Origin of the sequence: Nonomuraea jiangxiensis (assembly GCF_900099965.1) — a bacterium.
GTDB classification, from domain to species: Bacteria; Actinomycetota; Actinomycetes; order Streptosporangiales; family Streptosporangiaceae; genus Nonomuraea; species Nonomuraea jiangxiensis.
Genome location: NZ_FNDJ01000019.1, coordinates 152,245 through 166,921, shown reverse-complemented (window position 1 = coordinate 166,921; position 14,677 = coordinate 152,245). Strand labels below are relative to the sequence as shown.

The following is a 14,677-nucleotide window of genomic DNA, read 5'->3' as shown; positions in this document are numbered from 1 at the left end:
CGTGCCGTAATCATCATTGATCGCAGGCATTCCCGTGACGGCTTTCTTCCATGTGATTCTGTGACGACGCGGGCACGGAAGCAATCGTAGGATCGGAAATAACACCGAGGAGGGCGGCGTGGACGAGCGGATCACCTCACGGCCGGCGGCGCGTCTGCCCGCCATCTGGGGCAAGCGCATCCCAGGCCAGAACAAGAACTTCACCGGCCGCAGCGAGATTCTCGCCCGGCTGCGCGAGAGCCTCACGACGGGCACGAGCGCCGCACTGGTGCCCCAGGCCCTGCACGGCCTCGGTGGCGTGGGCAAGACCCAGCTCGCCATCCAATATGCCTGGCAATATCGTGACAAATACGACATCGTGTGGTGGATCACTGCCGATCAGGCCGAACTTGTGCCGAGCTCCCTGGCCGGGCTCGCCGAGGGGCTCGGTCTGCGGCCGGCGACCGTGGTCGGCATCGAGGAGGCCGCCGCCTCCGTACGCGAGGCGTTGCAACGGGGCGAGCCCTACGACCGGTGGTTACTGATCTTCGACAACGCCGACGAGCCCGAGCAGATCAGGGACATGATCCCCGACGGGGGTCCCGGGCACGTCCTCATCACCTCGCGCAACAACCGGTGGAGCGCGGTGGCTCAGACCGTGCAGGTCGACGTCTTCGCCCGTCAGGAGAGCATCGCCTTCCTCAACAGGCGCCTGGGCCGCGAGGTCGACAAGAAGGAGGCCGACCGCCTGGCCGAGGCGCTCGGTGACCTGCCGCTGGCGCTGGAGCAGGCGGCCGCCCTGCAGGACCAGACGGGCATCTCCGTCGAGGAGTACATCGAACAACTCGACGTACGCACCAGGGACCTGCTGTCGATGGGGAAGTCGACCGAATACCCGGTGTCGATGACGGCGGCCTGGCAGCTGTCCGTGGAGGCGGTCGAGGGCAAGCTGCCCGAGGCCGGCGACGTGCTGCGGTGCCTGGCCTTCTTCGGGCCCAACCCGATCCCCCGCGACGTCTTCCGCCGTGGCAGCAAGGGCAGCGCCGACATGATGCAGTCGATCCTGGCCGACCCCGTCATGCTCAACCAGGCGTTCGCGGCCCTGGGCCGGTTCGCCCTCATCAAGGTCGAGCAGGAGGTGCGCACCGTCCAGGTCCACCGGCTGGTGCAGGCGCTGCTGCGCGACTCGCTCGACCCTGCCGGCCGCCAGGCCGTCAAGAACGAGGTCCACCGGCTGATGGCCAGCGCCGCGCCGCCCGACCCCGAGGACAACACCAAGTGGCGCGCCTACAGCGATCTCGTCCCGCACGTACGCCCCTCCGGACTGGCCAGGAGCCACGACCCGCAGGTACGCGAGTTCGCCATCAACATCGTCAGATACCTCTACCGGCAGGGCACGCTCGCCTCGGCGCGGACGTTCGCCGAGGAGTTCCTCACGACCTGGATCGAGGACTCCGGGCAGGAGGACCGGCACGTCGTGCGCCTGCAGCGGCACCTGGGCACCGTGCTGTGGCAGCTCGGCGAATACGCCGAGTCCCGCAGGCTCAACAGGCGCACGCTGGAGCTGATGCAGGCCCATCCCGACTTCGGGGAGCGCCACGAGGAGACCCTGCGCGTCGGCCTCAACTACGCCGCCAACCTGCGCGGCCTCGGCGACTTCAGGGGCGCCTTCGAGCGCGACACCGCGCTGCTGGAGGCGCACACCGAGCTGTTCGGCGACGACCACCCGGCCACCATCCGCGTGATCAACAACCTGGCGCTCGACCATGCCCTGCTGAGCGAATACGACAAGGCCCGCGTCAAGCAGCGGCTGGCCTTCCTGGAGCAGAGCAACGCCAGCGAAGGCGTCGGGAAGTGGGACGTCCAGATCTCATGGAACGGCCTGGCCCGGATCGTGCGCCTCTGCGGCGACTACGCCGAGGCCGTCGACCTCGGGGAGGAGGCCTACTCCTACGGCCGCAAGGAGCTGGAGGTCGAGCACATCCTCACGCTCATGACGGCGAGAGACCTGTCCATCGCCAAGCGGCGGCACGGCGATCTGGCCGAGTCGCTGGAGCTGGCGGAGGAGACGCTGGCACGGCTGGAGAAGTTCTACGGCCCGCACAACCCCGAGACCATGGCCGCCACCATCGCCCTGGCCAACACCGTGCGTGAGATGGGCGACCTGGACCGGGCGTTCGCGCTCACCAGCGAGGTGCTGCCGCGATACCGCGCGGCCTTCGGCAAGCAGCACCCCTTCCTGTACGGGTGCGAGATCAACCTGGCCCTGCTCTACCGGCTGCGCGGAGACGCCGCCGAAGCGCGCCGCCGGGACATCGACACCTACGAGTGGCTGTGCGACAAGCTGGGCGAGCGCCACGAGCTCACCTTCGCCGCCGCCGTCAACCTGGCAGGCGACCTCGCGGCCCTGGGCGAGTTCACCGAGGCCCGCCGGCTGGGCGAGCGCACCTACGAGCAGGTGCGGGTCCACTTCACCGAGCGACACGTGCTCGCGCTCTCGGCGGGCAACAACCTGGCGCACGACCTGCGGGCCACCGGCGCCCTGGAGCAGGCCAAGGAGCTGCACGCGCGCACCAGGGCGCTGTTCGCCACATTCCGGCACGACCACCCCGACCGGGTTCGGGTCGAGGCGGACCGGCGGATCGACTGGGACTTCGACCCGCTCACCCTGTGAGGCCGTTCCTGGCCACCCAGGCCCGATGATGCGCGTCGGCCTCCTCCCGGGCGGCGGCCCGCAGGGAGGCCGGCACCGGCTCGTCCTGCCAGGCCGACAGCGTGCCCCGCATCCGCGTCACGAACTCCTCCCCGGGCCCGGTGAGCGCACCGCTGGCCAGCAGCGTCCCGGTCACCTCGAAGGCCGAGCGCCGCCAGCGGGCGAACTCGATGTGCGGCCTGCGGTCCGGGTCGTACTCGCGTTGCCGCCGCCAGAAGCCGGCCACGCCCAGGTAGGCGTAGGCGCCCTGCAACAGGCCCGGCAGGGGGCGGGGGTCGTCGCGCCAAGGAGCGTAGTAGCGCCTGGCGTCGGGGCGTACGAGCTCGACGACGTCCAGGACGGCGCCGAGCTTGGCGTGCTGGACCTCGTGCGCGTACGTGGAGGCGAGCCAGCGCCCGTCGGGCGGGGTGGACATGGCGACCGTGCCGAACCTGTCGCGGGCCGAGGCGCTGTTCTGCCCGTGCTCGGGCCCCTTGATGGGGGTGAGCACCGAGACGGCCGCGGCGACCTCCTCGGCGATCGTCCAGTGATGGGCGGTCAGGAGGTCCCAGGCGGCGGCGTGGCAGTCGCGCCAGTGGCGCAGCTCGGCCGGAGCCAGGCGGTCGTCCGTGGCGGTCGCCGGATCCCACCGGAACGGGTCGAGGTCGTCCACGAGGAGGCTCGGCCCGGCCACGGAGATCCGGTGCAGCGGCTCCCACCCCGCAGGCGGCGGCCCGCCCTCCGCGTCTCCGCGCCCGTTCACCACCGCGGGCGCCGCGGTGAAGCTCAGCCCGGCCGCCTCCGCCGTTCCACCGGCGCGTACGCGCAGCTCCACCGGTCCGGACACCGGCTCGCGCAGCGAGATTTGCCCGAGGGAGGGCAGCATGACCGTCCCCCGCCAGGCCGGGACCTCGATCCGGCACTCGACCCCCGCCCTGGCCGCCGCGACCGCGGCCACCGCCCCGAGCTGGGCGGACCCGCGCGGCCCTCCGTCGCGTCCGCGCTGCAACTCGTGGACGGTGCGCTTCGCCCAGGCGCCGACGGCCGGATGCCGCAACACATCCCGCACCACCTCGCGATGGCTCTTCTCGACGCGCGTGAGCACGTCGAAGGCGCGCCGCACCGGCTCGGACGGGGCCAGGTCGGCCACGGCGAACACCAGCAGCCGGTGTTTGCTCTCCTCGGCCGCCGTCAGGGCCCGCATCGCCCGGCCCCCGCCGCCGCCGGCTCCCAGCCGCGACAGCACGTCGTCCGGTAATCGGTGCGGTCGCAGATCCATGAGGCTCCCTTCAGACGGAGGACCGGCGCAGGTCCGAGACCAGGCGTGCCCTGATGTGCTCGATCAACCAGTAGAGGTCCGCACAATAGACCGACGGGTTCAGGAATCCGGTGCCGGCGCGATAGCGGTGCGGATAGAGCCCCGCGCCGCAGACGCGGCTGAACCGGCAGCCCTTGCACGTGTCACTGAGCGCGTCCCAGCCGAGCTGCCTGGCCACGATCCCCGGGTGGCGGAGGGCGGCGTCGAGGGAGTGCTCGGCGAGGTTGAGGCCGGTGGCCGGGGCGCCGTGGCCCACCGCCTTGAGCGAGTCGGTCTGCTCGATCGTGCCGTCCGTCTCGATCACGATCAGGCTGGTCGGCGTCAGCCCCACGGCCTCGCTCCTGGAGGCGCCGCCCAGCAGGAGCTGGACGATCTCCTGGAAGATCCGTACGACGGGCGCGTCCGCCGTGTCGTACCAGAGGTCGAAGATCTTCGTGAGCCACCGGCCGTACAGCGGCTCGCTCTGGTCGCCGGGCCGGCCCGGCGGCGGGGAGTCCCAGGTCGCGTGGGGCAGCAGGAAGTCGATCACCGGCGGCTCGAACGCGACCAGCGCCTCGTAGGTCTCCAGCGGGTCGTTGGACAGGTCGATCGTGCAGAGCAGCCCGCCGTACAACGCGCGGTAGGCCGGGCTCATCAGCAACTCCAGCGCCGCGGCCACCGCGTCGTAGCTGCCGCGCCCGTCGGCGTAGCGCCGGTTGCGGTCGTTGGCCCGCCGGTTGCCGTCGAGGCTGACCCCCACCTTCACGTCCAGCTCCGCGAAGGAGCGCAGGGCCGGCTCGGTCAGCAGGACCGCGTTGGTCTGCACCGACGCCTCCACCCGAGGGTGGTCGCCCGTCTCCGACCGGACGATCTCCACGATCTTGCCCAGGTAGTCGTGCCCGGCCAGCAGCGGCTCGCCGCCGTGCAGGATGATCCGGACGTAGTCGAGGCCGTGGTGGTGCGCGTGCTCGGCGATGCGCCGGGCGGCCGTGGCGACGAGCTCGGGCGTCATGGCCATGGGCCGCGAGCGCCAGCTCTGGTCGGCCAGGGTGTAGACGTAGCAGTAGTCGCAGGCCAGGTTGCACCGGCTGTGCACCTTGAGCAGGAACTGGCGGAAGGGTTGAGGGCGCCAGCCGCCTGCCAGCATCGCCGCCACGTCGAGGGTCTCCGGCCACTCCCGTGCCGGATCTCCCGTGAAATGAACCAAGCCGGCCCCACCCCGCCTCGCTCAGCGACTCCGATGTTAACCCAGCGGTTCATCGTTGAGGAGAGCCCGCGGCCCGCCTGCCCGCTCACCAGGCGGACAACAGCTCTTCATGAGTTGTTCCCTGTCTGGTCCGCCGCAGGCGGGCCGCGGGGACTTCGATCATCCCCGGAGCGGGGTACGCACCCCGCATCGACCCTTCCAGGAGGTACCCGTGCGCAGCACCCGGCGGCCCGGCCAGGCCATCACGGCCGCCACCGTCATGCTCAGCGTCCTGATCAGCGTCGTTCCCGCCGCGGAGGCGTCCACCCGTCCCGCACCCGAGTCCGGCGGCCGCTGCTCGGCCGACGCGTCCCTGCTCGGCTTCACCGACAGCCTGGACAAGACCACGTTCGAGGGCACGGCCGTCGGCGGGTTGTCCGCGCTGGCCGTGACCCGGCCGTCGCGGGCGCTCGCGCTCGTGGACAATCTCGGCACCACCCCGGCCCGCCTCTACGACCTCGCCCTCACCGAAGGCCGGCGCAAGCCCTTCTCCGCGGAAGTACGCGGCATGACCACGTTGCGGCGGCCCGACGGCGTCCCGTACACGGGCGCGGACTTCGACGGCGAGGGGCTCGTCGCCGAGCAGGGCGGCCGTACGGTGCTGGCCAGCTCCGAGACCGAGCCGTCGATCCGGCGGTTCCGGCTCTCCGACGGCCGGCAGACCGCCGAGTTCGAGGTGCCGGAGCGGTTCCGGGTCGCCCCCGCCGGCCAGGCCACGACCAACCAGACGTTCGAGTCGCTGGCCGCCACCCCCGACGGCCGTACCCTGTACGCCGGCATGGAGGGCCCGCTGTCCGCCGACGGCCGCGACGCCGAGAACCGGGGCCTGCAGCGCATCCTGCGGTACGAGGGCAGGCCGGGCGGCGCCTACCGGCCGGCGGCCCAGTACGCCTACCGCACCGACCCCGGGCTCGGCCTGGTCGAGCTGGTGGCGCTCGGCGGTGACCAGTTCCTGTCCCTGGAGCGCGGCTTCACCGCCGGGGTGGGCAACACCGTACGCGTGTTCCGGGTGTCCGCGACCGGCGTGCCCGACGTCTCCGGCGTCGACTCGCTGACCACCGTCACCGACCCGCGTGGCTGGCTCGGCAAGCAGCTGCTGGCCGACATCGCCGACTGCCCGCCGTCCGGGGCGTCCAGCAAGCAGCCCCAGCCGAACCCCCTGCTGGACAACATCGAGGCCATGGCGCTCGGCGACCGGCTGCCCGGCGACCGCCACACGCTGTACCTCCTCTCCGACGACAACAACGGCGCGACGCAGATCACCCGCATGTACGCGCTGAGCGTCCGGCTGCCCGACGAGGCCCGCCTGACCGGCCGCGCCCTGCTGCCGGCGACCGCCTACCAGCCCGGCCCGGAGTCGGGCAAGCAGCTCCCGCCGGACACCGTCAACGGCATCACCCCGCCGTTCCCCGGCCAGCCGATCCCCGGCTTCTCGGCGGTCATCCCGGCCGACGCGCGCTCCCGCTCCGCCGACCGGCTGCTCGCCATGCCGGACAACGGGTTCGGCGCGAAGAACAACTCGGCCGACTTCCTGCTGCGGGCCTACTTCATCGAGCCGGACTACCGTGACCACAAGATCCGCGTACGCGGCCACATCAGTTTCCGCGACCCTGACCACAAGGTGCCCTTCCCGATCGTCAACCAGGACACCTCCGACCGGCTGCTGACCGGGGCCGACTTCGACATCGAGTCGCTGGCCAGGGACGCCCGCGGCGACCTGTGGATCGGCGAGGAGTTCGGGCCGTACCTGCTGCGGACCGACCGCACCGGCAAGGTGCTGCAGGCGCCGATCCCGCTGCCGGACGGCACGAAGTCGCCGCAGTCGCCCGACCTGGCGCCGGGGGAGAGCCCGAACCTGCCCGCCAGCCGCGGCTTCGAGGCCATGGCGGTGAGCGAGAACGGCTGGACCCTGTACCCGATCCTGGAGGGCGCCAGGACCGACGACGCCGACCAGCGCCGGCGCGTGGTCTACGAGTTCGACGTGCGGGCCGGTAGGTACACCGGGCGTACGTGGACGTTCCGGGTGGACGATCCCGGTCTGTTCGTCGGGGACGCGGCGGTGCTGGACGGCCGGCGGCTGCTGTTGATCGAGCGGGACAACGAGATGGGCCCGAAGACGCGGATCAAGCGGCTGGTCGTGACCGACCTGGACGCCGCCTCGAAGGACGGCGTCCTGCCGCGCCGTACCGCGGTGGACCTGATGCGCGTCGCCGACCCCAAGGGCGTCTCCACGCCGGCCCGTCAGGGTGAGTACGGGGTCGGGCCGCTGTTCTCGTTCCCGCTGCAGTCGGTCGAGTCGGTGCTGCCGATCCGGGGTGACCAGGTCGTCGTGGCCAACGACAACAACTTCCCCGGCAACGACGGGCGGATCGCGGGGCGGGCCGACGACACCGAGGTGATCGTCATCGACGTGCCAGGCCTGCGAGACTGACGGTGAGGCGATGATCCGGCGCCGGCGCTCGCGGTGCGGGCCGGAACCCGCACCGCGACGCCGGCGCCACCGGCCCGCCGCCGCCCCCGGTCGCTGGGCGGCGGACCGGGCAAGGGTGACCGGTGGCCGCCCGGTTCAGCAGGCCGCGGGTCCCCGCGCGGAGAGCGCGGCCAGTGAGCAGACCTTCGCGACCGGGTAGTAGTCGCCCATGACGGCGGCGGCCGAGGCGGGGTCACCGCCCGGCGGCACGTTCTGGACGGCCTGGGCGAAGCCGGGGTCCGCGACCATGTTGCGGAGGATGATCCGGTGCGTCGCGGCGGGCCTGTCGGCCGAGAACGGCAGGAACGTCACCCCCGGCACCTGCTCGATCGCCTGCCGCTGCGCCTCCCTGCCGACGACGTAGCTGTAGTGGCCGCCGGAGTCGAGGCCGGTCTGGTCGTCGGCCCGGCATCCGTAGTCCGAGGTGCCGTCCGGGAGCAGGTTCCGCACCACCTGGAACGGGGGCAGCGTCAGGTTCGTGCACATCGACCAGTAGCGCACGTCCTTGCCCGCCGACGGCCAGGGCGCCGGGTGGGGGCCCTGGACGCTGCGCGGGGCCTTGCCTCGGACGACGAGGACCCGGTCGGCGACGGGGGGCGTGACGTCGGCGTACAGGTAGGCGGAGTCGGCGTTCGGGAAGCCGCCGACGGGGCGATCGTCGAGGTCGGGACGGGCGAACGCGGGCGCGGCCCGTTCCGCCGCCGGTCGCGCGGCGACGGCCGACGTCGCGGCGTCGCCGCGCGCCTGCCCCGCGCCGGCCACGGCGGTCTGGCCGCTCTCGCAGGTCGGTACGGGCTGCGCGACGCCGTCCCGCTCGAACGTGACGTCGGGCAGCGGCACCTGGTCGAAGTCCCCGCCGGCGGGAAGGTAGACGCGGTAGACGATGTTCCCCGGGCTGCCCGCGGGCGTGCCGGGAGGAGCCAGCGGCAGCGTGTTGACCTGTCCGGGGGCCGTGTCCGGGCTGACCGTGACGGTGAAGCGGCCACCAGGCGACGCCTGCTGCTGCCAGGGGTTGGCGCTGCCCGCGTCCGGCTGGATGCGATGATCGGTGAGCCCGGACGGCACGCCGTTCGACTCGAACAGCCCGCCGCCCTCCTTGTACACCTGGATGGAGGCGTACCGGCTGTCCGGATAGCGGCCGGACAGCTTGATCCGCAGTCCCTCCTCCACGGTGAACGGCAGCACCCAGTACGCGGCGGCGGAGTCGGGATAGAAGACGTTGACCGTGTCCGGGGACACCTTGAGGTCCCAGGCACAGTCCGGGATGTCCGCGGCGCTGGCGGCTCCCTGCGGAACCGTGGCGAAGGCGGCGGCGATCAGGGCGACGACGCCCAGTCGTGATCTGTTCATGCCCGGCATGGTGACGACGCTTCTTGGCAGATCTCTGGCAGAACGCTATTCCAGCCAGGACCGTACGGGTTCCGCCGGTCGCCGGTCGGTGGCAGGGAGGCGTACTTCGGCGCGCGTGCCCGGGCCGTCGGGGGAGGCGGTCAAGGTGGCGGTGCCGCCGTGGAGCACCGCCTGCTGCCGGACCAGCGTCAGGCCGAGCCCCGAGCCGGGGCTGCCCCGGCGGCGCCGGAACCGGTCGAACACCACGTCCTGGTCCTCGGCCGGTATACCGGGCCCCGCGTCCTCGACGGCGAGCACGACCTCCGCGGCCCCTGCGCGCCCTGTCCCGTCCGTGCCGATGGTGACGGTGATCGTGGCGTGGCCGGACTCGTCGGTGCCGTGGATGGCGGCGTTGTCGAGGAGGTTGTCGACGATCATGCGCAGCCCCTCGGCCCAGCCGTGCACCCGCACGTCCCGCGCCGGCCGGACGGTGATCGTGGCGTGCGGGTGGCGCCGCCGCGCGTCCTCGGCCGCGTCGTTGACGATCTCGGTCAGGTCCGTCCCGGCGAAGGCGGCGGGATCGAGCAGTTCGCCGCGGGCGAGCTGGCGCAGCATCGTGATCAGGCGCAGGATGCGGCCGTGCTCGGCGGTCAGGTCGGCGATGACGTCGGCGCGGTCCGCGGGGTCGAGCTCGGAGTGGTCGAGGAGGGCGAGGTTCGTGCCCATGCTGGTGAGCGGGGTGCGCAGCTCGTGGGCGGCGGTGGAGGCGAAGGCCCGCGCGGTCTCCAGGGCCTCGCCGGTGCGGGTCACCGCCGCGTCACGCCTGTCCAGGAGGTCGTTGAGGAGGCCGGCCAGCTCGTCGATCTCGGCGACGCCGGACGTGGTGGCCAGCCGGGTCCCCGCGGGCGTGCCGATCGTACGGGCCTGCCTGCCGAGCCTGGCCAGCGGGCGCACCGCGAACCCGCCGAGTGCCAGCCCGGCGACCGCGCCCACGGCGGCCGCGACCAGTGTGACCAGCACCAGCCGCTCGCTCAGCAGCGCGATCTGTTCGGTGAGGCGCTCCTCCGGCTCGAAGAGGATCAGCCGCGTGCCTTCCTGACGCCCCAGGTCCGCGGCCACGAACCGCCAGCGCCGCGTTCCCTCGGCATGGTCCCCGGGCCCGTCCCCCGCGGGCAGCGTGTCCGGCACCTCCCCGACGACCAGCAGCCTGCCGCCGTTCGCCGCCACGCAGACACCGCCCGAGCCGGCGGCCGTGGCCAGGCGCTGCTGGAGGAAGTCGGGAGGGACGGCGGGCAGCACCCGGGTCCGCCACGCGTAGGAGGTGGCCATCGGGGCCAGCGCCCGTAGCCGCGTCGCCAGCTGGTCGTCGCGTTCCTCCCGCAGGTCGTGCGAGACCAGGCCGACCACGACCAGCCCGGCCAGGGCTACCAGGAGCGGGAGGGCGACGGCCAGGCAGAGCGCGAACCGGGTGGAGAGCCTCACGGGCTTGGCTCGCGCAGGACGAAGCCCACCCCGCGCACGGTGTGCAGCAGGCGGGGCTCGCCCGCCGCCTCCAGCTTGCGCCGCAGGTAGCCGACGAACGTGTCCACCGCGTTGCCGGTCACCTCGAAGTCGTAGCCCCAGACCCGTTCCAGCAGCACCTGCCGGGACAGCACGATCCCGGCGTTACGCGCCAGCACCTCCAGCAGGTCGAACTCGCGCCGCGTCACCTCCACCCGGCGGCCGTTCACCGTGACGCGCCGCGCGTCCGGCTCGACGGCGAGCGGTCCCACCACCACCGCCGTGCCCGGAGCCCGGCCGGCGCGGCGTAACAGGGCGCGCAGGCGCAACACCAGCTCGCCCAGGTCGAACGGCTTGACCACGTAGTCGTCGGCGCCCGCCGCCAGACCGGCCTTCCTGTCGTCGACCTCGTCCATGGCCGACAACATGAGCAACGGCACCTGGGACCCCGCCCCGCGTAATCGGCTGCACACCTCGATGCCCGAGATCTCCGGCATGGACACGTCGAGGATGATCGCGTCGGTGTGGTCGCCCGCCCGCCGCAGCGCCTGCCGGCCCGAGTCGGCGACGTCCACGTCGAACCCCTCCAGCCGCAGCCCCCGCCGCAGCGAGCGCAGGATCGCCTCGTCGTCGTCCACGACGAGCACCCGGTACGCGTTCACCGCCGCAGTCTATTTCGCACCCTCCGGCTCGCGGCTCACGCACGAGGCTCGCGGTTCCCCCATGATGCTCCCGGCTCACGCACGACAAACCGGGCGTCCTGCCCCGTCACCTGCCGAGGGTTCAGCGTTTCAGGGCGCGTAGTTGTTTGGCGGTTCTGGCCGCGTGCCTGCGGGCGGGCGGCAGGTCGCGCAGGGCGTCGGCGGCTTCGCCGCGTTCGGTGCCCAGGAGGAGGCCGAGGGTGAAGGCGTCGTCGGGGGAGGGGCCCGGCCGCTCGGCGATCTCGGTGAGCTGCCGCTGGGCGACGATCGCGTCCTGGTAGCGGCCGAGCGCCTCCTGGAGGTCCTCGGCGCGCCTGGCGAGCTTGGCGGCGGGCTTGCCGAGCGCGGGAGTGGCGGCCTCGGCGGTGTAGCGGGCGCGTTTGGCGGCCTTGCGGGTGGAGTGGAGGGCGTGCTCGCGTTCCGTGCCCGTGGGCAGCCGCTCGGCCCGGGCGTACTTGTCCAGGACCTTGCACCAGCTCTTGACCACCAGGCGCGGCGACAGGCGCCGGGCCTTCCTGCCAGCCCGGGCGGTGAACGGGGGGTCGGCGAGGAAGTCGTCGAGCCGGGCCAGCAGGGCGAAATAGCGCGGCGTGGACAGCGCGTCCTTCAGCCTCCGCCTGGCCTCGCGTTCCCGGGTCGCCAGTTGCCCCGGCCATCGCGGGGCGTCACCACGGGTGAGCCCGGCCGGCCGGTCGGCGAGCCGCCGGTCGAAGCGGGCGGTGAGCACCTCCAGATCGCGTACGTCCCCGAGCGTGTCGGCCAGCCATTTCAGCTCGGCGTCCAGCGCTCGGGCCTGGGCACGGTCCAGGAGGCGGGCGTGGGTGCGCAGGAGGCTGCGCATGCGGCGTACGGCCACCCGCATCTTGTGCACCGAGTCGTCGTCATGGTCGGCGAGGCGTACCAGCGGGTCGTAGGTGAGCAGCCGGTCACGTTGCCGCCGCAGGTAGGCGATGAGGGCCTCACCCGCCGTACGCCCGGGGGTACGGCGCGGCCGTGCGGCGAGGTCGTCCCCCAGGACGCGCCGCAGCTTGGAGGAGGCGGCGGCGGGCACGGCGCCGGCCTGGCGCAGCACCGGATCCAGCGACTCCAGCAGCTCCGGGGAGCCGTTGACGAGCTCGATCTCCACCTCGTGCCAGGAGGCCGACCGCTCCGCGTGATCGTCCAGCCGGTGGCCGACCACCACGTCGTCGGCTATCTCGGCGACGACCTGGCCGTCGCGGTCGCGCAGCCGGCGGGTCGTACGGGTGGTCTCCACGGTGGCCACGGGCACCAGCTCCTGACCGCGGACGTGCGCGGCGACGAGCGCGGCCAGCCGGGCGGGCACATGGTGGACGCCCACGCCCAGCGGCTCGTGCACCTCCTGCCGGGTGTCCTTGGCGGTGGGCAGCTTCAGATGCCATCCGGCGTCCTCGCCGCCGTCACGGCGGCGCAACGTGATGCCGTGCGCGGCCAGGGCCAGCCCCGGGGTGTCGACGTAGTCGGCCACCAGCCGCCAGGTGCGGGGCTCGTCCGCGACGATCGGGCCGTCGGGGCCGGCGAAGCTCTCGATCACGATCGCCGCGCCGTCGTCGATCTCGTATTTACGCTCGATCTCGGTGTGCTGTGCCATATCGCTTCTCCTGTACGACGCATAACAGGCGAAACGACTCCACTACCCCGCACGGCCGGCCCAAACAGCGACAGAGCGACGACCCGAACTTTACGGAACGCCAGGTCGCCGCGCGATCAGCCGTGGCCGTCGTCGTGGCCACCGCGCCGGCCTTCGACTTCACCAACGGGTTCCACGACACCGCGAACGCCCTGGCGACCTCGCTCGCGACCGGCGCCTCGGCGATCAAGGGGGGCGCGATCGTGGGCAGGGTGCTCGTCCCGGCGCTGCTCGCGCCCTTGGCTGCCATCGGGGTGGCCACGCTGTGCACGTACCTGGTCTACGTACTGAGCCGCTCGGTGCCGGAGCGGCTGCGCCGGTGGGCCTTCCGGCACGGGCAGATCGGGTCGGCGTCGCTGGTGTCGCTGGCGCACGGCACAACGACGCGCGGAAGACCATGGGCGTCATCGACGACCCCGCAGGGTTACGCAGCGGAGAGCTCCTCGGCCGCCGTGATCTTCGCGTCGTCCCATTTCGGCTACCCGCTGGCGACCACGCAGGTGATCGGATCCAGGCTGGGCAAGCGACTGGCCGAGGTCCGCTGGGCGGTGGCGGGCAGGATGGCCGCCGCCTGGCTGATCACGCTGCCCGCCGCCGGTGCACGCGGACAACGTCAACGACGAGTGGAGCGGGCTGTCCTCCGCCCGGTCCTCGTGAAGGAGGCGGGCGATGGGGGAATACCTCGATCTCGACGCCCTGTGGAAGGCGCTGGTCGCCGCACTGGTCGCGGGGGTGGGCCTGGCGGCGGCCTTGGCCCTGGTGGGCCTGGCCAGCGGGAGCGCGCGGGCGCGGGTCTGTGCTTCCGGTTGGTGGCCGGTGGGATCGCTCTGGGCCTGTACGTCATGCTGGATAAATGACCAGCTCTCAGGTTAAGCCGGTTTTGCTCGATCCAGAGGCCGCCCAGCACAGCCAGTTGCTCGACATCACCCCAGGACTGTGGGTGGACGACCGTGACGACGACGATCCGGTGCTCATGCGCGCCGACGGCCACCCGGTCGACACCTGGCGCCAGCACTACCCGTACGACTCACGCCTGCCCCGCGACGAGTACGAGCGTGACAAGCGACTGCTGCAGATCGAACTGCTGAAGCTGCAATATTGGATCAAGGACACCCGCCGCCGGCTGGTGGTGCTGTTCGAGGGCCGGGACGCGGCGGGCAAGGGCGGCACGATCAAGCGTTTCATGGAGCACCTCAACCCGCGCGGGGCGACGGTGGTGGCGCTGGAGAAGCCGAGCGAGCGCGAGCGCGGCCAGTGGTATTTCCAGCGTTACATCGCCCACCTGCCGGCCAACGGGGAGATGGTGCTGTTCGACCGCTCCTGGTACAACCGGGCCGGGGTGGAGCGGGTCATGGGCTTCTGCACCGAGGCGGAATACCAGGAGTTCATCGGGCAGGCGCCCCGCTTCGAGAACCTGCTGGTGGAATCGGGTCTGCACCTGGTCAAGCTCTGGTTCTCGGTCTCGCGTGCCGAGCAGCGCACCCGGTTCATCATCCGCCAGGTCGATCCCGTACGGCAGTGGAAGTTGTCCCCGATGGACCTGGCCTCGCTGAGCAAGTGGGACGAGTACACCCGGGCGAAGGAGGACATGTTCCTGCACACCGACACCGAGTCCGCGCCGTGGACCGTCATCAAGAGCAACGACAAGAAGCGCGCCCGGCTGGAGGCCATGCGCCACGTGCTCAGCCTCTTCGACTACGACAACAAGGACCATGACGTCGTCGGCGTCCCGGACCCCCGCATCGTGATCTCGGCCGGCGACATCTTCGACGAGGACCACGCCACCCCCGACCACCCCTGACCGCGCCGTCAGCG

Annotated in this window: 10 protein-coding genes; 4 read left to right on the top strand and 6 right to left on the bottom strand. The window is 72.1% G+C overall.

The features are described 5' to 3' along the window. Positions 1-118: 118 nt before the first annotated feature. A complete protein-coding gene (gene fxsT, locus BLS95_RS35780) occupies positions 119-2,653 on the top strand; it encodes an FxSxx-COOH system tetratricopeptide repeat protein (protein ID WP_090941904.1) in 2,535 nt (844 codons plus the stop codon). Here fxsT and BLS95_RS35775 read toward each other — a convergent pair. Continuing rightward, on the bottom strand, positions 2,643-3,950 hold the full coding sequence (locus BLS95_RS35775; RefSeq protein WP_090941901.1) for an HEXXH motif domain-containing protein: 1,308 nt from the start codon (positions 3,948-3,950) through the stop codon (positions 2,643-2,645). The genes fxsT and BLS95_RS35775 overlap by 11 nt on opposite strands. Positions 3,951-3,960: 10 nt before the next feature. Beyond that, positions 3,961-5,175 (bottom strand): FxsB family cyclophane-forming radical SAM/SPASM peptide maturase, encoded by a 1,215-nt coding sequence (locus BLS95_RS35770; RefSeq protein ID WP_245765484.1) that lies wholly within the window; start codon positions 5,173-5,175, stop codon positions 3,961-3,963. Between the two features lie 211 nt (positions 5,176-5,386). Here BLS95_RS35770 and BLS95_RS35765 point away from each other — a divergent pair, with 211 nt between their 5' ends. Further along, positions 5,387-7,645 (top strand): esterase-like activity of phytase family protein, encoded by a 2,259-nt coding sequence (locus BLS95_RS35765; protein ID WP_218136147.1) that lies wholly within the window; start codon positions 5,387-5,389, stop codon positions 7,643-7,645. A gap of 135 nt (positions 7,646-7,780) precedes the next feature. Here BLS95_RS35765 and BLS95_RS35760 read toward each other — a convergent pair whose 3' ends face one another. The 4 genes from BLS95_RS35760 to BLS95_RS35745 all read right to left on the bottom strand — a co-directional run bounded on the left by BLS95_RS35760 (position 7,781) and on the right by BLS95_RS35745 (position 12,823). Further along, positions 7,781-9,034: a hypothetical protein gene (locus BLS95_RS35760; protein ID WP_090941899.1), complete on the bottom strand. Its 1,254-nt coding sequence runs from the start codon at positions 9,032-9,034 to the stop codon at positions 7,781-7,783. Between the two features lie 45 nt (positions 9,035-9,079). Then, a complete protein-coding gene (locus tag BLS95_RS35755; protein WP_090941896.1) occupies positions 9,080-10,495 on the bottom strand; it encodes a sensor histidine kinase in 1,416 nt (471 codons plus the stop codon). Continuing rightward, the gene (locus tag BLS95_RS35750; protein ID WP_245765483.1) at positions 10,492-11,175 is read right to left on the bottom strand and encodes a response regulator transcription factor; all 684 of its coding nucleotides are present in this window, start codon (positions 11,173-11,175) and stop codon (positions 10,492-10,494) included. Before BLS95_RS35750 ends, BLS95_RS35755 begins: the two co-directional genes overlap by 4 nt. 121 nt (positions 11,176-11,296) lie before the next feature. Continuing rightward, positions 11,297-12,823, bottom strand: coding sequence for a CYTH and CHAD domain-containing protein (locus BLS95_RS35745; protein ID WP_090941894.1), 1,527 nt, complete (start codon positions 12,821-12,823; stop codon positions 11,297-11,299). Positions 12,824-12,945: 122 nt separating this feature from the next. On the opposite strand from BLS95_RS35745, the gene BLS95_RS35740 reads away from it, so the two are divergent. Further along, the gene (locus tag BLS95_RS35740; RefSeq protein ID WP_090941892.1) at positions 12,946-13,719 is read left to right on the top strand and encodes an inorganic phosphate transporter; all 774 of its coding nucleotides are present in this window, start codon (positions 12,946-12,948) and stop codon (positions 13,717-13,719) included. Then, positions 13,716-14,663 (top strand): polyphosphate kinase 2, encoded by a 948-nt coding sequence (gene ppk2, locus BLS95_RS35735; RefSeq protein WP_090941889.1) that lies wholly within the window; start codon positions 13,716-13,718, stop codon positions 14,661-14,663. Before BLS95_RS35740 ends, ppk2 begins: the two co-directional genes overlap by 4 nt. The last annotated feature ends 14 nt before the right edge of the window (positions 14,664-14,677 follow it).